Origin of the sequence: Mycobacterium sp. MFM001 (genome assembly GCF_003402475.1) — a bacterium.
Classification (GTDB): domain Bacteria; phylum Actinomycetota; class Actinomycetes; order Mycobacteriales; family Mycobacteriaceae; genus Mycobacterium.
The window spans coordinates 20,230-44,691 of the sequence record NZ_BFAB01000002.1 but is presented as its reverse complement, the minus strand read 5'-3'; the positions used below and the strand labels follow the sequence as shown (position 1 = coordinate 44,691).

The following is a 24,462-nucleotide window of genomic DNA, read 5'->3' as shown; positions in this document are numbered from 1 at the left end:
TAGACCTGCCGATCAGCCTCCACGGACTTGTCGGTGGCCCGCCATACACTCGCGATGCCCGGCAACGGAAGGGGGTCGACATGCGGTTCATCCACACCGCCGACTGGCAACTCGGCATGACCCGCCACTTCCTGGCCGGCGAGGCTCAGCCGCGGTATTCGGCGGCCCGCCGCGACGTGGTGGCCGGGCTCGGGCCACTGGCCGCCGAGGTCGGCGCCGAGTTCGTCGTGGTCGCCGGCGACGTCTTCGAACACAACCAGCTCGCACCGCAGGTCATCAGCCAATCGCTGGAAGCCATGCGCGCCATCGGAATTCCGGTTTATCTGTTGCCCGGTAACCATGACCCGCTGGACGCGTCGTCGGTGTACACCAGCGCGCTGTTCAAAGCCGAATGCCCGGACAACGTGGTGGTGCTCGAACGCACCGGCGTGCACGAGGTGCGGCCGGGCTTGCAGATCGTCGCCGCGCCATGGCGGTCCAAATCGCCTACCACCGACCTGGTCGCCGAGGTGCTCGACGGCCTGCCTGCCGATGGAGTCACCCGGGTACTCCTCGCGCACGGCGGCGTCGACGTGCTCGACCCCGACCCCACCAACCCGGCGCTGATCCGGTTGGCCGCCGTGCAGGACGCGCTGGCCCGCGGCACCATCCATTACGTCGCGCTGGGCGACAAGCATTCGGTCACCGAAGTGGACGCCCGGGTCTGGTATTCCGGATCTCCGGAGGTCACCAATTTCGACGACATCGAACCCGACCCCGGTCACGTGCTCGTCGTCGACGTCGACCAGACCGATCCGCGCCGCCCGGTCACCGTCGACGCCCGCCACGTCGGCCGGTGGCGGTTCCTCACCCTGCGTCGTCACGTCGACAACAACCGCGACATCGCCGATCTGGACCTGAACCTCGACCAGATCGCCGACAAAGACCGCACGGTGGTGCGACTGGCGTTGGTCGGCTCGCTGACCGTCACCGACCGCGCCGCCCTGGACGCGTGCCTGGACCGCTACTCGCGGCTGTTCGCCTGGCTGGGCACTTGGGATCGGCACACCGATCTCGCCGTGATCCCGGGCGACGGCGAATTCGACGACCTCGGGATCGGGGGCTTCGCCGCCGCCGCCGTCGACGAGTTGGTTGCCACCGCACGCGCCGGCGACGGCGAAACCGCCGACGATGCCCAGGCGGCGCTGGCGCTACTGCTGCGGCTCACCGATCGGGGTGCCGCGTGAGGCTGCACCGGCTGGTCCTTAGCAATTACCGCGGAATCGGCCACCGCGAGCTCGACTTCCCCGACCACGGCGTGGTCGTCGTGTGCGGGGCCAACGAGATCGGCAAGTCCTCGATGATCGAGGCGCTGGACCTGCTGCTGGAATCCAAAGACCGCTCGACCAAAAAGGACGTCAAGCAGGTCAAGCCCACCCACGCCGACGTCGGCTCTGAAGTCACCGCCGAAATCAGCACCGGCCCTTACCGTTTCGTCTACCGCAAGCGCTTTCACAAGAAACCGGAGACGCAGTTGACGGTGCTGGCGCCGCATCGCGAACAGCTGACCGGCGACGAGGCGCACGAGCGGGTGCGGGCCATGCTGGCCGAAACGGTGGACGTCGAGCTGTGGCACGCCCAACGCGTGCTGCAGGCGAATTCGACGGCAGCGGTCAACCTGTCGGGCTGCGACGCGCTGTCACGGGCGCTCGACGTGGCGGCCGGTGACACCGCGACCCTGTCCGGCACCGAACCCCTGCTGATCGAGCGGATCGACGCCGAATACGCCCGCTACTTCACCCCGACCGGACGCCCGACAGGGGAGTGGGCCGCCGCGATCGCTGCGCTGGGCGACGCCGACGACGAGGTCGAGCGCTGCGCGGCAGCAGTCGCCGAAGTCGACGAACGGGTACAACGGCACGCCACGCTGACCGCCGAACTGGCCGAGTTGTCGCAGCAGCAAAAAGCGGCTCGTAAGCGCCACAGCGCCGCCCAAAGCGCCGCCGACAACATCGCCGAGCTGACCGAACACTTGCGGGAAGCCAAGCTGATCGCCGCGGCCGCCACCGCCACCAGCGCCGCATCGACGGCCGCGCACACCGAACGGCTGCGGCTGCGCACCGAAATCGACACCCGCACCGCGGCGGTCGCCGCGTCGGAGGCCGAGGCTCGCGAGGTCGGAGAGGCGGAGTCGACGGCACGCGAGGTCGTCGAGGCCGCCGACGCCGCCGTCGAAGAGGCCGAAGAGGCCCTGGCGGCCGCACAGCAGCGAGCCGAGTCCGCCCGTCGCGTCGTCGACGAGCTGTCCCGCCGCGACGAAGCCGACCGGTTGGCCGCCCGGCTGGCCAAGATCGACGCCGCCCAGCGTGAGGCAGACCAGATCAGCGCCGAGTTGGCCGCAATCACTTTGACTCAGGCGGTGTTCCAGCGGATCGAGCAGGCGGCTGCGGCCGTCGACCGCGCAGAAGGGCAGCTGGCGTTGATCTCGACGACGGTGGAATTCACCGCCCTCGCCGACATCGAACTCGCCGTCGACAACCAGCGAGTGCCGTTGGCTGCCGGCCAGAGCTGGTCGATGACCGCCGGCGCCGAAACCGAGGTGCAGGTTCCCGGCGTCGTGAGCGCACGCTTCAGCGGCGGGGCCACCGCCGTCGACGTGCAAGCCAAACTGACTGCGGCGCAAGAAGAATTGGCCACCGCGCTGGCCGCCGGGCGGGTAACTGACCTGGCGGCGGCGCGAGAAACCGACCAGCGGCGCCGCGAACTGCAGCAGTCTCGCGACCGGCTGACCGCCACCCTGGCCGCGCTGTGCGGTGACGACGATGTCGAACAACTGCGCTCGCAACTGGCGCAGTTGCGTGCCGACCCGCTTCCCGACATCGCGATGGACAGCGCGGCGGCCGCCGCGGAACTCAACGCCGCCGACGCCGCCCGCAGCCAAGCCGCCAAAGACTGCGAAACCCACCGCCGCGTCGCCGCCGCAGCGGCTCGTAAGTTCGCCGAAATAGCCACGCAGGCAAAGCTGTTGCGCGACAAGGTGACCAGTCAACGCGCCGAGCTGGCAGCCGCTGCCGACCGGCTGGTCCAGCAGCGCGCATCGATGGCCGACGACCACCTGACGGCCACCGCCGACGCCGATCAGCGCGCCGCGCAAACCGCCGAACGGCGTGTCGCCGAGCTGTCAGAACAACTGGCCGCCGCTGCACCCGATACCGTCGCGGCCGAGTTGGCGGAGGCCGCCGATGCGGCCGACGCGCTGCGCGCCCGCCACGACGAGGCGGCGCGGACGCTGCACGAGATCACCGTCGAACTTGCCGTATTCGGCACCGAGGGCCGCCAGGGCAAGCTCGATGCTGCCCAGACCAAACGCGAACACGCCCACAGCCAGTACCTGCGGGTGCAGCGACGGGCCCGCGCCGTGCAGCTGCTGCGGTCGGTGATGACGCGCCACCGCGACACCACCCGGCTGCGTTACGTCGAGCCGTTCCGCGCCGAACTGCAGCGGCTCGGGCGGCCGGTGTTCGGACCCAGCTTCGAGGTCGACGTCGACAGCGATCTGTGTATCCGCAACCGCACTCTCGGCGGCTGCACGGTGCCGTACGAGTCGTTGTCCGGCGGTGCCAAGGAGCAACTCGGCATCCTGGCGCGGCTGGCCGGGGCGGCGTTGGTCGCCAAGGAGGACAGCGTCCCGGTGCTGATCGACGATGCGCTCGGATTCACAGATCCCGAGCGGCTGGCACGAATGGGCGAGGTATTCGACACGTTGGGCGCTAACGGCCAGGTGATCGTGCTGACGTGTACTCCCGCCCGCTACGACGGCGTCAAGGGTGCGCACCGCATCGAATTGAGCGCCTAACGCGCGGCGCCGACATACACTCACCCGCAACAGGGGGTGAGCGATGGACTTGAACTGCGATTACGTGGTCGTCGGCACGGGGTCGGCGGGGGCGGTGCTCGCCAATCGGCTCAGCGCCGACCCGGCGATCTCGGTGGTGGCGCTCGAGGCGGGCCCGCGCGACGCCAACAAGTTCATCCGCATCCCGGCGGCATTCTCCAAGCTCTTCCGCACCGAGGTGGACTGGGATTACTTCACCGAACCGCAGAAGGAGCTGGCCGGCCGGGAGATCTATTGGCCGCGGGGCAAGATGCTCGGCGGATCGTCGTCGATGAACGCGATGATGTGGGTGCGAGGGTTCGGCGCCGACTACGACGAGTGGGCCGAGCACGCGGGACCGGAATGGTCGTATGCCGAGGCGCTGAGCTACTTTCGCCGCATCGAGAACGTCGCCGACGCTTGGCATTTCGTCAACGGCGACGAAAGCGGGGTGACCGGTCCGCTGATCGTGTCCCGCCAGCGCAGCCCGCGCAGCTCGACCGCGGCCTGGCTGGCCACCGCGCGGGAATGCGGATTCGGCAGCGCGCACCCGAATTCCGCTACACCGGAAGGCTTCTGCGAAACCGTCGTCACCCAGCGCAAGGGCACCCGGTGGAGCGCCGCCGACGCTTACCTCAAACCGGTGCTGCGCCGCAAGAACCTCGACGTGTTCACCGAGGCCACTGCGACCCGGGTGCTCTTCGACGGCAACCGGGCGACCGGAGTGGAATTCGACCAGGACGGCCAGCGCCGCATCGTCCACGCCCGCCGCGAGGTTGTGCTGTGTGGCGGCGCGATCAACACGCCGCAGCTGTTGATGCTCTCCGGCGTCGGCGATTCCGACCACCTCGACGAGCACGACATCGACACCGTGCACCACGCGCCCGAGGTGGGGCAGAACCTGCGTGACCACCTGGTCACCCCGCTGGGCTTCGACGTCGAGCAGGACAGCCTTTTCGTCGCCGAGAAGCCCAAGCAGCTGGTCAACTATCTGCTGCGGCACCGCGGCATGCTGACCTCCAATGTCGGTGAGGCGTATGGGTTTGTCCGCAGCCGACCGGAGTTGGAGCTACCCGACCTGGAGCTGATTTTCGCGCCCGCGCCGTATTTCGACGAGGGAATCGGCGAGCCGTACACCGGGCACGCCGTGGTGTTCGGGCCCATCCTGCTCAAGCCGCAGAGCCGCGGACAGATCCTGCTGCGATCCGCGGACCCGCTCGACAAGCCGATCGTCGACCCGCGCTACCTGTCCGATCCCGACGGCGTCGACCGCGCAACGATGATGGCGGGCCTGCGAATCTGCGCGCAGATGGCCGAAACCCCGCCGCTGAAGGACCTCCTCGGCGCCATCGCCCGACCGCAGGGTGCCACCGAGCTGGACGACGCCACCCTCGAGGAGGCGCTCAACACCTGCTCGCACACCCTGTACCACCCGGTGAGTACCTGCCGGATGGGCAGGGACGACGCCAGTGTGGTCGACCCGCAACTACGGGTCCGCGGTGTGGAGGCGCTGCGGGTCGCCGACGCGTCGGTGATGCCGAGCATCATCCGCGGCCATACCCACGCGCCGACGGTGCTGATCGGCGAGAAAGCCGCGGATTTGATCTCCTCCTCGAACGGCCAGTTATGACACGCTTTTTGGCCGAAAGCGTGCAATAAGTGGCCATTCGGCACAGAAGTCAGCGGGTGAACCCGATCGCGGTGTAGACCACGTCGGCCAGACCGTGCGCGCCGTAGTTGGCCAGCGTGCTGCGCACCGCGATGTCACCGGGTGACTGGAACAGCGGCAGGTTGAAGCCTTCTTGCCAGATCATCATGTCGACCTGGTTGGCCAGCGCACGCGCCTTGTCAGGATCCAGCTCGGAGAGCGTCTGCTCGATCTTGGCGTCGATCTCGCGATTGCCGATCTTGCCGAAATTGCTGTCGCCGTCGGAGGTGTAGATCTGCGGCAGCGCAGAGAGCGGGAAAGCGTTGCCCACCCAACCGAATTGGGTAACGTCGAAGTCGCCGACGGACACGTGCTGGCTGAAGAATCCGGTGCCGGGCTTGGGGTCGAGCAGCAGCTTGACCCCGATCTGCGCCAGGTTCTGCTGAGCCACCAAAGCGATCTGCCGAGCTGATTGCCCGTCGTAGAACACGTCGCGGATCACCAGCTGCTTGCCGTTCTTCTCCCGCACCGCACCATTGAGTTTCCAGCCCAGCGCATCCAGATCCCGGCGAGCCTGGTCGGGGTTGTAATCGGCTGGGGCGCTGTTGTTTTGGTAACCCACCTGCCCGGCGACATAGACGTGGTTGTTCAGCGGTGCCGGATGACCGGTCAGACCGTGCTGGACGACGTCGACGATCGCCTGGCGGTCGATGCCCCGGCAGATCGCCAGCCGCAGTTTCTCGTCGGCCAGGATGGATCCGGGCGCGCCGTTGAAGGTGAGGTGGTACCAGGTGGGCGCCGGCGCGCTGCGGATCACGATCCCCGGGGTGCGCTGGGCGGTGACCATGTCGTCGAGGGTGCCCACTCCGGCAGCATCGATCGCATTGTTCTGCAAGGCCGGAATGACGGCGGCGGCGTCGAGCACCAGGAACGTGATGGAGTCCAGCCGCGGTTTGGCGCCCCACCAACGCGGGTTGCGGGTCAGCACGATGCGTTGCGCGGTCCGGTCGATGGTGGACACGATGAACGGTCCGGCCGACGGCCCAGGGGCGTTGAGTTGGCCCTTGTTGAACACCTCCGGGTTCGCGGTCATGCTGCGTGGTTGCATACCGCCTGCGAACATCGCTCGCCACTCCGCATACGGCTCGGCGAACGTGACCACCGCTTGGCGATCGTCCACGCCGCGAGTCACCGACTTCACCCTTTCGAATCCGGCTCTGCTGGCGATCAGGTAGCGCTTGTCGCGACCGCTGCAGGCGTCGACCTCGGATTTGAGGTCTTCCCAGGTCATCGGGCTGCCGTCGCTCCACACGGCTTTCGGATTGATGGTGTAGGTGACGACCTGCGGCGTGGTGCTGGTCAGCTCGACGTTGGTGAAGTAGTCGGTGTTGAGTTTCAGCGAGCCGTCGGGCTGAGTGATGAACGCGCCCGGAAGCGTGGGCGCGACAATGGAACCGACATCCGCCGTGTTGCCGTCGATGTTGAGTTCGTTGAAGTTTTCCGGGAATGACGTCAGCGCAAGCCGCAGGTTGCCGCCGTCGCGCAGCGTCGCCGGGTCGCGCGGGTTGATGTCGCTGGTGCTGCCGACCCGCGCGGCATGCGTCTCCGGAAGGTCCCGGTACCCGCTGGTGCAACTGGTGACGACCACCAGGATCACCGACAGCAGCACCGCGAGCCGGCTAGACATCGGCGTGCGCCCGCGGGACCGCGGCCAGTAGTCGTTGGGTGTACTCGTGCTGCGGATTGGTGAGAACCTGTTCGCCATCGCCCTGTTCGACGATCGTGCCCTTGTACATCACCGCGACCCGGTGCGCCAGGTGTTTGACCACCGAAAGGTCATGCGACACAAACAAGTACGACAACCCGAATTGGTCTTGGAGGTCCAGCAGCAGGTTGATGATACCGGCCTGAATCGACACGTCGAGCGCCGACACCGGCTCGTCGAGCGCAAGGATCTTCGGCTGCAGCGCCAGCGCCCGGGCAATGCCGATCCGCTGCTTCTGCCCGCCGGAGAACTCGGCGGGATAGCGGCTGGCGTCGGCACGGTCCAGCCCGACGATCGCCAGCAGCTCGGCAACCCGCTCCTCGGAGCGAGGCCTATCGAAGCCGTTGGCCACCAACGGTTCAGCGATCACGTCGAAGACCGGCAGTCGCGGGTCCAGCGAGGCGACCGGGTCCTGGAACACCACCTGCAGCTCGGTGCGCAGCTTACGACGGGCAGCTGAGTCCAGCGCTGCGACGTCAGCACCGAGAATCTCGATGGAGCCCGTCTGGGGCCGGGCGAGGTCGAGAATCTGAGACAGCGTAGTCGATTTGCCCGAACCGGATTCGCCGACGATGCCCAGTGTGCGGCCCTGCTCCAGGGTGAAGCTGACGCCGTCGACCGCACGCACCTCGCCTACCCGCCTTCGGAAAACCACGCCTTTGGTCAGCGGATAGGTCTTGACCAGATCGGCGACTTGCACCACCAGCGGCGGCTCGCCGGCCACGCTATCGACGGGCTCCGGTCCGGTTGACACGCCGTAGATCTCGGCGGCACTGCGGCCGGCGACATGATCGGTGCGGATGCAGGCCGCCCGATGGCCGTCGGCAATAGCGACGAGATCCGGTTCGGCTGAACGGCATTCGTCGATTGCCAGCGGGCAGCGCGGGGCGAATGTGCAGGCGCCGGGGGACAGCGACGTCATCGTCGGCGGCGCGCCCGGGATCGGGATCAGCCGGGTGCCCTGCGGGGCGTCGAGCCGCGGCACCGATCCCAACAGCCCGACCGTGTAGGGCATCCGGCGGTCACGGTAAAGCTCGTCGACGGTAGCGATTTCGACAGGGCGTCCGGCATACATGACCAGCGCTCGATCGGCGAACTCCGACACCACGCCCAAGTCGTGGGTGATGATCAGCACGCCGGCGCCGGTCACGTCGCGCGCGGTTCGCAGCACGTCGAGGATCTGTGCCTGCACGGTGACGTCCAGTGCGGTGGTCGGTTCGTCGCAGATCAGCAGATCGGGATCGTTGGCGATCGCGATCGCGATCACCACCCGCTGGCGTTCACCGCCGGAGAGCTCGTGCGGGAAAGCCTTTGCGCGGCGCTGCGGCTGCGCGATGCCGACCAACTCGAGCAGCTCGACGGCGCGCTTGCGGGCATCCGCTCGGCTGATCCCGCGGTGGTGGACCTCGACAGCCTCGGCGATCTGGTCGCCGATGGTATAGACGGGCGTCAGCGCCGACATCGGGTCTTGGAACACTGTGCCGATTGTCTTGCCGCGGATCCGCGACATCGCCTGGTCGCCCAGCGTGAGCAATTCCTCGCCGTGCAGCCGTACCGATCCCGACACCCGCGCGTATTCCGGCAGTAGACCGACGACGGCCATGGCGGCGGTTGTTTTGCCGCAACCGGATTCCCCGACGATGGCTACCACTTCGCCGGGGTCGATGTGGTAGCTGGTGCCGCGCACGGCGGGCACGACCATGTCTTCGGTTTCGAAGGTGACGGTCAAGTCCGTTACTTCGAGCAGTGCGGTCATTCCGCACGCCGCTTTCTGCGGCGGGCGGCTCCGCTGCCGGGATCAAATGCGTCGCGCAGACCGTCGCCGGCAAGGTTGGCGCACAACACGATCAGCACCAGTGCGCCGGCCGGGAACAGGAATACCCACGGGAACGTGGTGGTTGACGGTGTGCCCTCGGCGATCAGCGTGCCCAGTGACACGTCGGGAGGCTGGACGCCGAATCCCAGGAAACTCAGCCCGGTTTCAGCCAGGATCGCGAACCCCACGTTGAGCGTCGCGTCGATGATGAGGATCGAGGCGACGTTCGGCACGATGTGCCCGACGATGATACGGCGGCTCGACGCCCCCATATACCGTGCGGCACGGACGAATTCGCGCTCCCGCAGGCTCATCGTCAAGCCGCGCACCATCCGCGAGCTGACCATCCAGCCGAACGCAGCGAGCAGCACGATCAGCCACAGAATGCTGCTCGACTGTTTGGTCCGCGGAGTGACGATCGCGATCAGGATAAAGCTCGGTACCACCAGCAGCAGGTCCACCAGCCACATCAATATCCGGTCGCGCCAGCCGCCGAAGTAGCCCGCTACCGACCCGACCGTCGCGGCGATGCTGGTCGAAATCACTGCCACACAGAAACCGATCAGCATCGACTTCTGCATGCCCCGCAGCGTGCGCGCCAACAGGTCCTGGCCGAGCGCGTTGGTGCCGAACCAATGACGCACCGACGGTGGCTGCAGCAGCGCGTCGTAGTCCAGCGCGGTGTAGCTGTAGGGGAGTAGCGGCGGCAGCGCGTAGCAGCCGACGAACAGCACCGCCAGCAGAACCAATGCCACCACTGCAGGCTTGTTACGGATGAACCGGCGTATCAAGAGGTTTCGCCGCGACGTGAACGCGGCTGGGTGAACACCGGACCGGACTGCCGTCGTCTCCGTCGACGCGGTCATGACACCCGGATCCTCGGGTCGAGCGTCGCGTAGATGACGTCCGAAAGCAGTCCGGCGATGAGAATCGCGGCGCCGGTGAACACCGTGATCGCGACGACGACGTTCGTGTCCTGAGTCGAGATGCCCTGCACCACCCAATCGCCCATGCCGTGCCAGCCGAAGATCTTCTCGACGAACACCGCGCCGACGACCAGGCCGCTCACGCCGTAGGCGAACAACGTGGCCATCGGAATCAGCGCGGTGCGCAGGCCGTGTTTGAACAGCGCGCGACGGCGGGTCAAGCCTTTGGCGCGGGCGGTCCGGATGAAATCCTCGCCCAGCACGTCGAGCATCGCGTTGCGCTGGTAGCGACTGAAACCCGCGATCGCGCCCAGGGCGAGCGTCAGAGTCGGCAAGACGATGTGCTGAATGCGGTCGACGATCCGGGCCCATGCGCTGCCGAAGGGAATAGGTGACGTTTCGCCGGTGTAGAGGAAGATCCGCAGGCCGGTGAGCATGTTGACTCGGAGCCCGGCCAGGATGAGCAGGCCCGCCAGCACGAACGACGGGATGCTCAGGATGATCAACGACAGCACGGTGATCACGCGGTCGCTCAGCTGATATTGCCGGATCGCTCCCCAGGCGCCCACCACGACGCCGATGACAGTGCCCAGCACCGAACCGATCACCACCAGACGCAGACTGACCCCGATTCGCCGCCACAACTCCTCGGAGACGGGATGGCCGGTCACCGTGGCGCCGAAGTCGCCGCGAACCGCGCCGGAAACCCAGTTGGCATACCGGATGGGGATCGGTTTATCCAGGCCGAGTTGAGCCTTCTTGGCGTCGATGGCCTCCTGCGGCGGCTGTGGGTGACGCTGGACGAAACTGTCCAACGGATGAAACGTCACCGACGCGAGGCAGAAGGCCAGAAACGACGCCAGCGTCAGCAGCACGATGTAGTTGAGCAAGCGACGCGCCAAAAAGCGGATCATGCCTTCCGGCCTCGCCCGTGTCGCATGGGCACAGGGTAAGAGATGCACTCACCGATCGACGCGCACAGATGCGATCCGGCTGATTCGTACCGGTGAACAGCAACGGCCGAATTGTTAGAATCAGCCACCCGAATGCTCGATCCAGCAAACAACGCAAGGAGATTGGCGTGACGGTTACCGACGACTATCTGGCCAACAACGCCCAATACGCGAGCTCCTTCAACGGCCCGCTGCCGATGCCGCCGAGCAAACACGTCGCGATCGTCGCGTGCATGGATGCGCGGCTCGATGTCTACCGCGCGCTCGGGATCAAAGAGGGCGAGGCGCACGTCATCCGCAACGCCGGCGGCGTCGTCAGCGACGACGCGATCCGTTCACTGGCGATCAGCCAGCGGTTGCTGGGCACCCGCGAGATCATCCTCATTCACCACACCGACTGCGGGATGCTCACCTTCACCGACGACGACTTCAAGCGCGCGATCCAGGAGGAGACCGGCATCAGACCCGCCTGGGCCGCCGAGGCCTTCCCCGACCCGGCGGAGGACGTCCGCCAGTCGCTGCGCCGCATCGAAGCCAGCCCGTTCGTTACCAAGCACACCTCGCTGCGCGGCTTCGTGTTCGACGTCGCCACCGGCAAGCTCAACGAGGTCACCCTCTGAGTGTGAATCCTGGGCGCCGAGAGTGAATCCTCGGCGGCCCCGGTCGAAAATTCCCGCCCTCTCCGCGCACTCGAAGCCCTCAGTTCACACTCGATCATTCGACGACGCCCTAGCCCACTCGGCGTTGAGCGTTGACACCGGCCGCCCGACTTGAGTAGATTCCCGGTAAGGCTCATAAATCAGGCCAATCTACCCAACTTTACCAAGATAGCGAAGGCTCTATGACCAGCCAGGCAACCGCCAGCCCGACCGCCGGGCAATACGAACTGAGCCATTTGCGCTCACTGGAGGCCGAGGCCATCCACATCATTCGCGAGGTGGCCGCCGAGTTCGAACGCCCGGTGCTGCTGTTCTCCGGCGGCAAGGACTCGATCGTGATGCTGCACCTCGCACTCAAGGCGTTCCGCCCGGGCCGGCTGCCGTTTCCGGTGATGCACGTCGACACCGGCCACAACTTTGACGAGGTCATCGCCACCCGCGACGAACTGGTCGAGCAAACCGGGGTGCGACTGGTGGTCGCCAAGGTGCAAGACGACATCGACGCCGGCCGCGTCGTCGAGACCATCCCGTCGCGCAACCCGATCCAGACCGTGACGCTGCTGCGCGCCATCCGCGAGAACAAGTTCGACGCGGCATTCGGCGGCGCCCGGCGCGACGAGGAGAAGGCCCGCGCCAAGGAGCGGGTGTTCAGCTTCCGCGACGAGTTCGGGCAGTGGGACCCCAAAGCCCAGCGACCCGAGCTGTGGAACCTCTACAACGGCCGGCACCACAAGGGCGAGCACATCCGGGTGTTCCCGCTGTCGAACTGGACCGAGTTCGACGTGTGGTCCTACATCGGCGCCGAGAAGGTCATGCTGCCGTCGATCTATTTCGCCCACCGCCGCAAGGTGTTCGAGCGCGACGGGATGCTGCTGGCCGTGCACCGGCACATGCAGCCCCGCGCCGACGAGGAGGTGTTCGAGGCGACGGTTCGGTTCCGCACCGTCGGCGACGTCACCTGTACGGGATGTGTGGAGTCGACGGCGGCGACGGTGGCGGAGGTCATCGCCGAAACCGCGGTGTCGCGGCTGACCGAGCGTGGCGCCACCCGCGCCGACGACCGAATCTCCGAGGCAGGCATGGAAGACCGCAAGCGGCAGGGGTACTTCTGATGACGACATTGCTGCGCATCGCAACGGCCGGCTCCGTCGACGACGGCAAGTCCACCCTGATCGGGCGGCTGCTGTACGACTCCAAGGCCGTGATGGAAGACCAGTGGGCGTCGGTCGAAGCCACGTCGAAGGAACGCGGCCACGACTACACCGACCTGGCGCTGGTCACCGACGGGCTGCGCGCCGAGCGCGAGCAAGGCATCACGATCGACGTCGCCTACCGCTATTTCGCCACGCCCAAGCGGAAATTCATCATCGCCGACACCCCCGGCCACGTTCAGTACACCCGCAACATGGTGACCGGGGCATCCACCGCCCAGCTGGCTATCGTGCTGGTCGACGCCCGCCACGGTCTGCTGGAGCAGTCGCGCCGGCACACCTTCTTGGCGTCGCTGCTCGGTATCGAGCACATCGTGCTCGCAGTCAACAAGATGGACCTGATCGACTGGGACCAAGCGGCTTTCGAGGCCATCCGCGACGACTTCCATGCCTTCGCCACGCGCCTCGACGTGCACGACGTGCTCGCTATCCCGATGTCGGCGCTGCACGGCGACAACGTGGTGACCAAGTCCGACAAGACGCCGTGGTACGACGGGCCGGCGCTGCTGTCGCACCTCGAGGAGGTGTTCATCGCCGGTGACCGCAACCTCGTCGACGTGCGGTTCCCAGTGCAATACGTCATCCGCCCGCAGACCCGCGAGCATCACGACTACCGCAGCTACGCAGGCTCGGTGGCCAGCGGTGTCATGCGCCCCGGCGACGAGGTCATCGTGCTGCCGGCAGGCAAGACCAGCCGCATCACCGAAATCGAAGGGCCCACAGGGCCGGTGGACGAGGCGTTTCCGCCGATGGCGGTCTCGGTGCGACTCGCCGACGACATCGACATCTCGCGCGGCGACATGATCGCCCGCACCAACAACCAGCCGCGGGTCACCCAGGAGTTCGACGCAACCATCTGCTGGATGGCCGACGGCTCGGCGCTGGAGGCGGGTCGCGAGTACCTCGTCAAGCACACCACCCGCACCACGCGGGCGATCGTCACCGGGCTGGACTACCGCCTGGACGTCAACACGCTGCACCGTGACAAGAGCGCAACGGCGTTGAACCTCAACGAACTTGGCCGCATCTCGCTGCGCACCCAGGTGCCGCTGCTGCTCGACGAGTACATCCGCAACGCCAGCACGGGCTCGTTCATCCTGATCGACCCGGCCACCAACGGAACCGTGGCCGCGGGCATGGTGCTGCGCGACGTCGCCGGTCGCACGTCGAGCCCTAACACCGTGCGACACCAGTCGCTGGTGACCGCCGAAGACCGGATGGCACGAGGCCGCACGGTGTGGTTCACCGGACTGTCCGGCTCGGGCAAGTCGTCAGTGGCCATGCTCGTCGAGCGAAAGCTGCTCGAAAACGACGTTCCCGCTTACGTTCTCGACGGCGACAACCTACGTCACGGTCTGAACGCCGACCTGGGCTTCTCGATGGCCGACCGCGCCGAGAACCTGCGCCGGCTGGCGCACGTGGCGACGCTGCTCGCCGATTCGGGGCACACCGTGCTGGTGCCGGCGATCAGCCCGCTCGCCGAGCACCGTGAGCTGGCCCGGCAGGTGCATGCCGAGGCCGGGCTCGACTTCTTCGAGGTGTTCTGCGACACCCCGATCGAAGACTGCGAAAAGCGGGACCCCAAGGGGCTTTACGCGAAGGCACGGGCCGGTGAGATCACCCATTTCACCGGTATCGACAGCCCGTATCAGCGGCCCAAGAACCCGGATCTGCGCCTGACACCGGGAATGTCGGTCGACGAGCAGGCCCAGCGAGTCCTCGACTTGCTCGAGTCGCGCAGGTGAGCGACCACGAGCTGGCGGCGCGGCTGGCCACGCAGGCGGGTGAACTGCTCCTTGCCGTGCGCGAGGAACTGGCCGGGGCAACGGAGGGCGAGCGAAAAGCCGCGGGGGACAAGCGCTCCCACGATTTCCTGATGGAAGCTCTGGAGCGCGAACAGCCCGCTGACGCGGTACTGTCCGAAGAGGGCGCCGACAACCGGGTGCGGCTGAGCTCCCAGCGGGTATGGATCGTCGACCCGCTCGACGGCACTCGCGAGTTCTCCGAACTCGGCCGCCAGGACTGGGCCGTGCACGTGGCACTGTGGCAATCCGGCGAGCTCGTCGCGGGCGCCGTCGCTCTGCCGGCGCAGGGCATCACGCTGGCCACCCCCGACGTCGCGCCGCCGTCGTCGCATCCGGGTCCGCCCCGGGTGGTGGTATCGCGTACTCGCCCGCCGGCGATCGCGCTGCAGGTGCGCGACCACCTCGGCGGCACGCTGGTGGAGATGGGATCGGCGGGGGCGAAAGTCGCCGCGGTCATTCAAGGGCGCGCCGACGTGTACGTCCACGCCGGCGGGCAGTACGAATGGGATTCCGCGGCGCCGGTTGCGGTGGCCCGCGCGGCCGGCCTGCATACGTCGCGCATCGACGGGTCGCCGCTGACCTACAACCACAGCGACCCGCGGCTGCCGGATCTGGTGGTGTGCCGTCCCGAATACGCCGAGGCGGTGCTGGCCGTAACTGGCTAACCTCGGAGCATGCGGATGTCGGCCAAGGCGGAGTACGCAGTGCGGGCGATGGTGCAGCTCGCAACGGCCGACAGCGGCACGCTGGTCAAGACCGAAGATCTGGCCAACGCCCAAGGGATCCCGCCACAATTCCTCGTCGACATCCTGTCGGACCTGCGCACCGATCGGCTGGTGCGCAGCCACCGCGGCCGCGACGGCGGTTACGAGCTGGCGCGTCCGGCCACCGAGATCAGCATCGCCGACGTGCTGCGTTGCATCGACGGGCCGCTGGCCAGCGTGCGCGACATCGGTCTCGGCGACCTGCCCTATTCCGGCCCCACCGCGGCATTGACCGACGTGTGGCGGGCGCTGCGGGCCAGCATGCGTTCGGTATTAGAGGAGACGACGGTTGCCGACGTCGCGGCCGGCGCCTTGCCCAAGCACGTCGGCCGACTCGCCGACGACTACCGCGACCAGGAACGCAAGCGGCACGGTCGGTAGCGCTCAGCCACTTGAGCCGTACGGCCGAGTGATGATTTCCAGGTAGTGCCCGCCGGGATCTTGGAAGTACACGCCGCGGCCGCCGTCGTTGTGGTTGATCTCGCCGGGGCGCTGCGCGCGGGGATCGGCCCAATGCTGAATCCCGCGCGATTGAATCTTGCCGTAGATCGCGTCGAAGTCGTCCTCGGAAACGAGGAAGGCGTAGTGCTGGGGCCGGATGTCCTCGCCCTCGGGCACATCGGCGTAGTCGAGGTCGACGCCGTGCTCGAGCTTGACGCTCAAGAAGTGTCCGAACGGCACCGGATCCGGTAGCCCGAACAGTTCGGTGAGAAACTCGGCCGATTCCCGCTTGTCGCGTGCGGCGACGATGGTGTGGTTCAAGGCAATAGGCATTGTGCTTCTCCTTATCTCGGCGCGAGCGTGCGTATTTGTACGTCGACACGCCGTATCTGATGTCATTCTCCGCACGCTCGCAGGGGGTGGCGACTACTTAGGTGCGGTCAGCTCCAATGCGATGTTGTCCGGGTCGCGGAACTCCAGGATGTAGGACGGTCCGATGTCCTTGACCGGCTCATGATGGATACCCAGCTCGTCGAGATGTGTTGCCGCAGCGTTTAGTTCGTCCCTGTCAGAGCAACGGAACGCGATGTGGTCCAGGCCGGCGCGATCTTCGTCGAAGCGGTCGTTGGCAACCGGCCGCAGCCCAATCAGCGCGCCACCTAGGTCGTAGATGACGCCGCCGAACAGAAACCCCAGTTGGCTGCGGGTCGCTTCGTCGGCATTGTCGGGCAACTCGACCAGCACCGGCCAGCCGAAGACGCTCTCGTAGAACTGCCGGGATCGCTCGATATCGGTGACGGTGAGTCGGACATGCGCGATAGAGGTGGCGGTGATGCCCACGCGAGACATGCTGCCAGAATCGCGGTCGTGCAGATAGGGATGACCATGCCGGTGATGGAACCGGATTTGGATGCGCATGTGCTCCGCGACTGGGCGCAGGCGATCGACGAGGGCCCGTTTTCGTCGCTGTGCTGGGGTGAGCGCATCGCGTTCGACAACCCCGAGGCGTTGACGCTGCTGGGCGCGCTGGGCGCGTGGACCGATCGGGTGCGGCTGGTGACGACGGTGATCGTGCCCCAGTTGCACGACCCCGTGATGCTGGCGAAAGCGTTGGCGACAGGCGACATGCTGAGCAGCGGACGGCTGACCGTCGGGGTCGGGGTGGGCGGCCGTGTTGAGGACTATGAAGCGGTCGGCGCGGATCTGACGACGCAGACGATGCGCGGCATGGCCGAGCGGGTGGCGGTGATGAAACGCGTCTGGTTGGGGGAGAAGGTCACCGAGTCGGTGCTGCCGGTCGGGCCGGCGCCGGCTCAGCCGGGCGGCCCGCCGCTGCTGGTCGGCACCATCGGCCCGAAGACCTTGCGCAGCGCCGCTGCCTGGGCCGACGGGCTAGCCGGCACGACGTTGGACCTCGACGTCGCCAAACAAAACGAGCTGTTCGACGTGGCGAGGACGGCGTGGGCCGAGGCGGGCAAGCCAAAACCGCACCTAGCGACGTCGTTCTGGTTCGCGCTCGGGTCTTTGGACGGCGCGCGGCAGCAGATGCATCGGCATCTGCGCCGCTACATGAACTGGATACCGGCGGAGTATGTCGACGCGATGGCGCCGACGACCGGATTTGCCGGCAGCGAGGACGAGCTGGTGGCGGTGCTACGCAAGTTTGAAGCGATCGGCGCCGACGAAATTCAGCTCATCCCAACCAGTTCCGATCTGGACCAGCTGCGCCGAGTCGCCGAGGTGGTTGCCGCCCTTTAGGGTCGCGAGCAGACACAAAATCGCCCACCTCTTGCCCTGGCAACGCGACTTTGCGTCTGCTCGGCGGCTCCCACCAGGCAAGCTGGATGCATGTGGGGTAAGAGCGCGAGCACCATCGTGCACGGACGTTCCCCATTCAACGCGGAAGCGGCTCCCGCGGCGCTGGCCCGCGACGAGATCACCCCGCTGGACGTCTTCTACTGCCGCAACCACGGGCCTATCCCCGACATCTCGGTCGACCGGTGGCGGCTGGCGGTCGACGGGCTGGTCGCCACGCCGCTCAACCTGTCCTTCGATGAGCTGACCAGCGCATTTGATGCGCAGACGGTCGTCGCGACCCTGCAGTGCGCAGGAAACCGCCGTGCTGAGTTCAACGAGATCCGCGAGATCGTCGGCGAGGATCCATGGGGTCCGGGGGCGACGTCGACGGCCGAATGGCGGGGTGTGCGGTTGGCCGACGTGCTCGACGCCGCCGGTGTCCATCGTATCGGCGGCTTACACGCGGCGTTTCTGGGCCCGGACGTCTCGCCGCTGGCTGATCCGGCTCAGCCCTTTGGCGGCTCGATTCCGTTGGAAAAGGCGATGTCGGAGGAGGTCCTTCTGGTTTGGCAGATGAACCGCCAACCGCTTCCGAGGATCCACGGCGGACCGGTGCGGGTGCTGGTCCCGGGATACATCGGGGCCCGCAGTGTGAAATGGGTCAACGCGATCACTGTGCGAGAAACGCCGTCGGACAACTACTTTCAAGCCGTCGCCTATCGGATCCTTCCGGCCGATGCCGATCCGGACATTGCCGAACCGGAGGAAGGCATTTCGTTGTCGTCGGTGGCGCTGAATTGCGACATCCTGGTTCCGGAGAACGGCGCCCAGCTTCCCGCCGGACCGTTGATCGTCCGCGGTTATGCCCTCGCCGACGGTGATCGCGGCATCGCCCGGGTCGATGTATCTCTCGACGACGGGCGCAGCTGGCGCCAAGCCAAACTCGAGCCGGTGCTCAGCCGGTGGGCGTGGCGGCAGTGGTCGCTGACCGTGAACGCCGAGCCGGGACCGTTGGCAGTGACGGCTCGGGCATGGGACACCGCCGGAAACACTCAGCCCGAATCGGCGGCATCGCTGTGGAACCCCAAGGGTTATGGCAATAATTCGTGGGCACGGGTGCACTTCGACGTCATCTGACCTGCGGAAACGGTGGTGCCCCCGGCAGGATTCGAACCTGCGGCCTTCTGCTCCGGAGGCAGACGCTCTATCCCCTGAGCTACGGGGGCGCACGCGCGAGGTGCTGCGCCATTGGGCCCAGCCAGACTAGCGCATCAAAGCGGACAGCCGACCACCGGAACGGATTCGGGTCGCGAGCACCTCAGCCAATAGGATGGAGCCTCGTGACCCCCGCTGACCTGGCTGAGCTGCTCAAGGACACCGCGACCGCGGTGCTGACCGAGCGTGGCCTTGACACCGCCGCGCTGCCGGCCACGGTCACCGTCGAGCGGCCCCGCAACCCCGAGCACGGCGACTACGCCAGCAACCTGGCGATGCAGCTCGCCAAGAAGGTCGGCGCCAACCCCCGCGAGCTGGCCGGCTGGCTGGCCGACGCGCTCACGCAGGCCGACGGCATCGCCACGGCCGAGGTAGCCGGTCCCGGCTTCATCAACCTGCGCCTCGACGCGTCGGCGCAGGGCGTCATCGTCAACAACGTCATCGACGCCGGCGCCACATACGGCCACTCCGACACCCAGGCCACCCACAAGGTCAACCTCGAGTTCGTCTCGGCCAACCCCACCGGCCCGATCCACATCGGCGGCACCCGCTGGGCCGCCGTCGGCGACGCCCTCGGCCGATTGCTGACCACCCAGGGCGCCGACGTCACCCGCGAGTACTACTTCAACGACCACGGCGCGCAGATCGACCGCTTCACCAACTCGCTGATCGCTGCCGCGAAGGGGGAGCCGACGCCCGAGGACGGTTACGCCGGCAGCTACATCACCGACATCGCCGCACAGGTGCTTGAAAAGTCCCCTGACGCACTACAACTCCCCGAGGCGCAGCAGCACGAAACGTTTAGGGCCATCGGCGTCGACTTGATGTTCACCCACATCAAGGCTTCGCTGCACGACTTCGGCACCGACTTCGACGTCTACACCCACGAAGAGTCGATGCACGCCAGCGGCCGGGTCGCCCAGGCCATCGAGAAACTCCGCGAAAACGGCAACATCTACGAGAAGGACGGCGCAACCTGGTTGCGCACCAGCGCCTTTGGCGACGACAAGGACCGCGTCGTGATCAAGAGCGACGGCAAACCGGCCTACATCGCCGGTGACCTCGCCTACTATCTCGACAAGCGGCAGCGCGGCTTCGACTTGTGCATCTACATGCTCGGCGCCGACCATCACGGTTACATCTCCCGGCTCAAGGCCGCCGCGGCCGCGTTCGGCGACGACCCGGCCACCGTCGAGGTGCTCATCGGCCAAATGGTCAACCTGGTTCGCGACGGCCAGCCCATCAAGATGAGCAAGCGGGCCGGCACCGTGATCACCCTCGACGACCTTGTCGAAGCGATCGGTGTCGACGCTGCCCGCTACAGCCTGATTCGTTCCTCGGTGGACACCCCGATCGACATCGACTTGGCATTGTGGTCGTCGGCATCCAACGAAAACCCGGTCTACTACGTGCAATACGCGCACGCCCGGCTCTCGGCGCTGGCCCGTAATGCCGCCGAGCTCGGCCTGATCCCGGACACCGGTCACCTCGAACTGCTCACCCATGACAAAGAGGGCACACTGATCCGCGGTCTCGGCGAGTTCCCGCGCGTGCTCAAAACCGCGGCGTCGCTGCGCGAACCGCACCGGGTGTGCCGCTATCTGGAAGACCTCGCCGGCGACTACCACCGGTTCTACGACTCCTGCCGGGTGTTGCCGCAGGGCGACGAGGAACCCAACGAGCTGCACACCGCGCGCCTTGCGTTGTGCCAGGCCACCCGCCAGGTCATTGCCAACGGCTTGGCAATCCTGGGCGTCACCGCGCCGGAGCGAATGTGAGCGCACATCCGGCCGGCCCACGGCACGCCGAAGAAATCCATCACGCGGACACGCCACCGCGGCCGCAGTCCTCGCAGGAACTGCTGCACCTGGCACCGAATGTCTGGCCGCGCAACGCCGTCCGCAACCAGACCGGCGACGTCAGTATCGCTAACGTCACGGTGACCGAGCTGGCACGGGAATACGGCACACCGCTTTTCGTCATCGACGAAGACGACTTCCGCTCACGCTGCCGCGAGATGGCCGAGGCGTTCGGCGGCGGGGAGAACGTGCACTACGCCGCCAAGGCGTTCCTATGCACCGAGATCGCGCGTTGGATCAACGATGAGGGACTCTGCCTCGACGTGTGCACCGGCGGCGAGCTGGCTGTCGCGCTAGAAGCCGGCTTTCCCGCCGAGCGAATCGCCTTGCACGGCAACAACAAATCGGTCGCCGAGCTGACCGCTGCGGTCAAGGCCGGGATCGCCCATGTCGTGCTGGATTCGATGACCGAGATCGAGCGCCTCGACGCGATCGCAGCCGAAGCCGGCGTGGTCCAGGACGTCCTGGTCCGGGTCACCGTTGGCGTGGAGGCCCACACCCACGAGTTCATCTCCACCGCGCACGAGGACCAGAAGTTCGGGCTGTCGCTGACCAACGGCGCGGCGATGGCCGCCGTCAAACGGGTCTTCGCCACCGATAACCTCAGACTGGTTGGCCTGCATAGTCATATCGGTTCACAGATCTTCGATGTCGCCGGGTTCGAGCTGGCAGCGCACCGCGTCATCGGCCTGCTGCACGACATCGTCGCCGAGTTCGGTGTCGGTAAGACCAGCCAGATTTCGACCGTCGATCTCGGTGGCGGCCTGGGGATCTCGTACCTGCCGCCCGACGACCCACCGCCGGTCCAAGACCTGGCCGCCAAGCTGAACACCATCGTGCGCAACGAATCCGCGGCAGTGGGCCTGCCCGCGCCTCGGCTGGTCGTCGAACCCGGCCGCGCGATCGCCGGGCCCGGCACCATCACCCTCTATGAGGTCGGCACCGTCAAGGACGTCGACGTGAGCGCGACGGCACAGCGCCGTTACGTCAGCGTTGACGGCGGCATGAGCGACAACATCCGCACGGCGCTGTATGCCGCGGAGTACGACGTGCGGCTGGTCTCCAGGAGCAGCGATACCGAGCCGACGCTGGCGCGTGTGGTCGGAAAGCACTGCGAGAGCGGCGATATCGTCGTGCGCGATGCCTGGGTTCCGGGAGACCTGCAACCCGGCGACCTGGTCGCCGTAGCGGCCACCGGCGCGTACTGCTACTCGTTGTCGAGCCGCTACAACCTGATCGGCCGCCCGGCGGTGGTGGCGGTGCGCGACGGGCAGGCCAGACTGATTCTGCGCCGGGAGACGGTCGACGACCTGTTGAGCTTGGAGGTGAGGTGAGGCGTGAGCGGTAATGGAAAGCCGGTCGGTGTAGCGGTGCTGGGACTGGGCAACGTCGGCAGTGAGGTTGTCCGCATCATCGAGGACAGCGCCAACGACCTCGCGGCCCGGATCGGCGCCCCGCTGGTGCTGCGCGGGGTCGGCGTGCGCCGGGTGGCCGCCGACCGTGGCGTGCCCGTCGAGTTGCTCACCGACAACATCGAAGAGCTGGTATCCCGCGAGGACGTCGACATTGTCGTCGAGCTGATGGGGCCGGTCGAGCCGGCCCGCAAGGCGATCCTGTCGGCGCTCGAACACGGCAAGTCCGTCGTCACCGCGAACAAAGCACTGCTGTCGATCTCCACCGGTGAGCTCGCGCAGGCGGCCGAAACCGCCAACGTGGACCTGTATTTCGAGGCCGCGGTGGCGGGGGCCATCCCTGTCATCCGCCCGCTGACCCAGTCGCTGGCCGGCGACACGGTCCAGCGGGTGGCCGGCATCGTCAACGGCACCACCAACTACATCCTCTCCGAGATGGCCAGCACCGGCGCCGACTACGCCGCCGCGTTGGCCGACGCCAGCGCGCTCGGCTACGCCGAGGCCGACCCCACCGCCGACGTCGAGGGTTACGACGCCGCCGCCAAAGCGGCGATCCTGGCGTCCATCGCCTTCCACACCCGGGTCACCGCCGACGACGTCTATCGCGAGGGCATCACCAACATCACTCCCGACGACTTCGAGTCGGCGCGGGCCCTCGGCTGCACCATCAAGCTGCTGGCCATCTGTGAACGCGTCACCGTCGACGGTGGGCAACAACGCGTTTCGGCACGGGTCTATCCTGCCCTGGTGCCTCTGAGCCATCCACTGGCCGCGGTCAACGGCGCGTTCAACGCGGTGGTAGTCGAGGCCGAGGCGGCCGGCCGGCTGATGTTTTACGGTCAGGGTGCCGGGGGAGCGCCGACCGCCTCGGCGGTGACCGGCGACCTGGTGATGGCCGCCCGCAACCGGGTACTGGGCAGCCGCGGTCCGCGGGAGTCCAAATACGCTCAGCTGCCGGTCATTCCGATAGGTCTTGCTTCGACCCGGTACTACGTCAGCATGCACGTTGCCGACGAGCCCGGCGTATTGTCCTCGGTTGCAGCGGAATTCGCGAAGCGGGAAGTGAGCATCGCCGAGGTCCGCCAGGAAGGCGTGGTCGACCAAGGCGGCCAACGGGTCGGGGCTCGCGTCGTCGTCGTCACCCACCGGGCCACCGACGGCGCCCTGTCGGAAACCGTTGCCGCGCTGGAGGATCTGGACGTGGTGCAGGCCGTGGCCAGTGTGCTGCGGCTGGAAGGAACCAACCCATGAGTTTGCCGAAGACCAGCACCCATCAGCCGTGGCCGGGTGTGATTGCGGCCTACCGCGACCGGCTGCCCGTCGGCGACGACTGGACCCCGATCACGCTGTTCGAGGGCGGCACCCCGCTGATCCATGCGACCGGGCTATCCGAACAGACCGGTTGCACAGTGCATCTGAAGGTCGAGGGCCTCAACCCCACCGGGTCGTTCAAGGACCGCGGCATGACCATGGCGGTCACCGACGCAGTGGCCCGCGGTCAACAGGCCGTGCTGTGCGCGTCGACCGGGAACACCTCGGCGTCGGCGGCTGCCTACGCTGCGCGCGCGGGCATCACCTGTGCGGTGCTGATACCTCAGGGCAAGATCGCGATGGGCAAGCTGGCCCAGGCGGTGATGCACGGCGCCAAGATCATCCAGATCGACGGCAACTTCGACGACTGTCTTGAGCTGGCCCGCAAGATGGCCAATGACTTTCCGACCATCTCACTGGTCAACTCGGTCAACCCGGTGCGCATCGAGGGTCAGAAGACGGCCGCATTCGAGATCGTCGACGCGCTCGGCGTCGCACCGGACGTGCATGCGCTGCCGGTCGGAAACGCCGGCAACATCACCGCGTACTGGAAGGGCTACACGGAATATCACCGCGAGGGCATCATCGACAAGCTGCCCCGCATGCTGGGCACCCAGGCGGCCGGCGCGGCGCCGCTGGTGCTGGGCCAGCCGGTGAGCAAGCCCGAGACCATCGCCACCGCGATCCGCATCGGTTCGCCGGCGTCGTGGACGTCAGCCGTCGAGGCTCAGCAGCAGTCCGACGGGCGCTTCCTGGCCGCCACCGACGACGAGATCCTCGCCGCCTACCACCTGGTGGCCCGCTCCGAAGGGGTGTTCGTGGAGCCGGCGTCGGCGGCCAGCATCGCCGGGCTGCTCAAATCGATCGAGGACGGCTGGGTCCCGCGCGGATCGACGGTCGTGTGCACGGTGACCGGCAATGGCCTCAAGGATCCCGACACCGCACTCAAAGACCTGCCGAAAGTGTCGCCCGTGCCAGTCGACCCCGTCGCCGTCGTCGCGAAGTTGGGACTGGTCTAGGTGGCGAT

Annotated in this window: 20 protein-coding genes and 1 tRNA gene; 14 read left to right on the top strand and 7 right to left on the bottom strand. The window is 67.0% G+C overall.

Translation table 11 applies throughout. The features are described 5' to 3' along the window. The first annotated feature begins 80 nt into the window (after positions 1-80). Genes MFM001_RS03640 through MFM001_RS03630 form a run of 3 tightly spaced genes read left to right on the top strand, consistent with a single transcriptional unit; the run spans position 81 to position 5,483 of the window. Complete coding sequence (locus MFM001_RS03640; RefSeq protein WP_116373716.1) at positions 81-1,226, top strand: exonuclease SbcCD subunit D; 1,146 nt, start codon at positions 81-83, stop codon at positions 1,224-1,226. Next, the gene (locus MFM001_RS03635; protein WP_116373714.1) at positions 1,223-3,835 is read left to right on the top strand and encodes an ATP-binding protein; all 2,613 of its coding nucleotides are present in this window, start codon (positions 1,223-1,225) and stop codon (positions 3,833-3,835) included. The genes MFM001_RS03640 and MFM001_RS03635 overlap by 4 nt, the downstream gene beginning before the upstream one ends. 43 nt (positions 3,836-3,878) lie before the next feature. Then, positions 3,879-5,483, top strand: a complete 1,605-nt coding sequence (locus MFM001_RS03630) for a GMC family oxidoreductase (protein ID WP_116373712.1) — start codon at positions 3,879-3,881, stop codon at positions 5,481-5,483. Between the two features lie 49 nt (positions 5,484-5,532). Here MFM001_RS03630 and MFM001_RS03625 read toward each other — a convergent pair whose 3' ends face one another. From MFM001_RS03625 to MFM001_RS03610, 4 genes are read right to left on the bottom strand one after another with little or no spacing between them, the layout of a single operon-like run. Then, on the bottom strand, positions 5,533-7,188 hold the full coding sequence (locus tag MFM001_RS03625) for an ABC transporter family substrate-binding protein (RefSeq protein ID WP_116373710.1): 1,656 nt from the start codon (positions 7,186-7,188) through the stop codon (positions 5,533-5,535). Further along, complete coding sequence (locus tag MFM001_RS03620; RefSeq protein WP_116373708.1) at positions 7,181-9,022, bottom strand: ABC transporter ATP-binding protein; 1,842 nt, start codon at positions 9,020-9,022, stop codon at positions 7,181-7,183. Before MFM001_RS03620 ends, MFM001_RS03625 begins: the two co-directional genes overlap by 8 nt. After that, complete coding sequence (locus MFM001_RS03615; protein ID WP_116373706.1) at positions 9,019-9,948, bottom strand: ABC transporter permease; 930 nt, start codon at positions 9,946-9,948, stop codon at positions 9,019-9,021. The genes MFM001_RS03620 and MFM001_RS03615 overlap by 4 nt, the downstream gene beginning before the upstream one ends. Then, positions 9,945-10,922, bottom strand: coding sequence for an ABC transporter permease (locus MFM001_RS03610; protein ID WP_116373704.1), 978 nt, complete (start codon positions 10,920-10,922; stop codon positions 9,945-9,947). Before MFM001_RS03610 ends, MFM001_RS03615 begins: the two co-directional genes overlap by 4 nt. Before the next feature lie 167 nt (positions 10,923-11,089). Here MFM001_RS03610 and MFM001_RS03605 point away from each other — a divergent pair, with 167 nt between their 5' ends. The 5 genes from MFM001_RS03605 to MFM001_RS03585 all read left to right on the top strand — a co-directional run bounded on the left by MFM001_RS03605 (position 11,090) and on the right by MFM001_RS03585 (position 15,781). Next, positions 11,090-11,581, top strand: coding sequence for a carbonic anhydrase (locus MFM001_RS03605; RefSeq protein ID WP_116373702.1), 492 nt, complete (start codon positions 11,090-11,092; stop codon positions 11,579-11,581). A 221-nt stretch (positions 11,582-11,802) separates the two neighbouring features. Continuing rightward, a complete protein-coding gene (cysD, locus tag MFM001_RS03600; RefSeq protein ID WP_238158897.1) occupies positions 11,803-12,732 on the top strand; it encodes a sulfate adenylyltransferase subunit CysD in 930 nt (309 codons plus the stop codon). Further along, positions 12,732-14,576, top strand: a complete 1,845-nt coding sequence (gene cysC, locus MFM001_RS03595) for an adenylyl-sulfate kinase (RefSeq protein WP_116373698.1) — start codon at positions 12,732-12,734, stop codon at positions 14,574-14,576. The genes cysD and cysC overlap by 1 nt, the downstream gene beginning before the upstream one ends. Continuing rightward, positions 14,573-15,301, top strand: a complete 729-nt coding sequence (locus MFM001_RS03590) for a 3'(2'),5'-bisphosphate nucleotidase CysQ (RefSeq protein ID WP_116373696.1) — start codon at positions 14,573-14,575, stop codon at positions 15,299-15,301. The genes cysC and MFM001_RS03590 overlap by 4 nt, the downstream gene beginning before the upstream one ends. A 9-nt stretch (positions 15,302-15,310) precedes the next feature. Beyond that, entirely contained in the window at positions 15,311-15,781 is a 471-nt protein-coding gene (locus MFM001_RS03585; RefSeq protein WP_116373693.1) for an RrF2 family transcriptional regulator, read from the top strand. A gap of 3 nt (positions 15,782-15,784) precedes the next feature. Here the strand turns inward: MFM001_RS03585 and MFM001_RS03580 are convergent, their stop codons facing one another. Both MFM001_RS03580 and MFM001_RS03575 read right to left on the bottom strand, forming a co-directional pair. Continuing rightward, positions 15,785-16,174, bottom strand: coding sequence for a VOC family protein (locus MFM001_RS03580; RefSeq protein ID WP_116373691.1), 390 nt, complete (start codon positions 16,172-16,174; stop codon positions 15,785-15,787). 93 nt (positions 16,175-16,267) lie between these two features. After that, complete coding sequence (locus MFM001_RS03575) at positions 16,268-16,681, bottom strand: VOC family protein (RefSeq protein ID WP_116373689.1); 414 nt, start codon at positions 16,679-16,681, stop codon at positions 16,268-16,270. Between the two features lie 39 nt (positions 16,682-16,720). Between MFM001_RS03575 and MFM001_RS03570 the strand changes: the two genes are divergently transcribed. Beyond that, positions 16,721-17,599: an LLM class flavin-dependent oxidoreductase gene (locus MFM001_RS03570; protein ID WP_116373687.1), complete on the top strand. Its 879-nt coding sequence runs from the start codon at positions 16,721-16,723 to the stop codon at positions 17,597-17,599. A gap of 90 nt (positions 17,600-17,689) precedes the next feature. After that, the gene (locus tag MFM001_RS03565) at positions 17,690-18,775 is read left to right on the top strand and encodes a sulfite oxidase (RefSeq protein ID WP_116373685.1); all 1,086 of its coding nucleotides are present in this window, start codon (positions 17,690-17,692) and stop codon (positions 18,773-18,775) included. A 13-nt stretch (positions 18,776-18,788) separates the two neighbouring features. Here MFM001_RS03565 and MFM001_RS03560 read toward each other — a convergent pair. Continuing rightward, positions 18,789-18,864: transfer RNA gene (locus MFM001_RS03560), tRNA-Arg, on the bottom strand. 114 nt (positions 18,865-18,978) lie between these two features. Between MFM001_RS03560 and argS the strand changes: the two genes are divergently transcribed. The 4 genes from argS to thrC are packed head-to-tail and all read left to right on the top strand — an operon-like array spanning position 18,979 to position 24,454. Further along, positions 18,979-20,631 carry an arginine--tRNA ligase gene (gene argS, locus MFM001_RS03555; protein ID WP_160117991.1) on the top strand — a complete coding sequence of 551 codons (1,653 nt, stop codon included), beginning with the start codon at positions 18,979-18,981 and terminating at the stop codon, positions 20,629-20,631. A gap of 35 nt (positions 20,632-20,666) precedes the next feature. Further along, on the top strand, positions 20,667-22,046 hold the full coding sequence (gene lysA / locus MFM001_RS03550) for a diaminopimelate decarboxylase (RefSeq protein ID WP_238158943.1): 1,380 nt from the start codon (positions 20,667-20,669) through the stop codon (positions 22,044-22,046). A gap of 3 nt (positions 22,047-22,049) precedes the next feature. Continuing rightward, complete coding sequence (locus tag MFM001_RS03545; protein WP_116373678.1) at positions 22,050-23,375, top strand: homoserine dehydrogenase; 1,326 nt, start codon at positions 22,050-22,052, stop codon at positions 23,373-23,375. Further along, positions 23,372-24,454 (top strand): threonine synthase, encoded by a 1,083-nt coding sequence (gene thrC / locus MFM001_RS03540; RefSeq protein WP_116373676.1) that lies wholly within the window; start codon positions 23,372-23,374, stop codon positions 24,452-24,454. Before MFM001_RS03545 ends, thrC begins: the two co-directional genes overlap by 4 nt. Positions 24,455-24,462 lie beyond the last annotated feature (8 nt).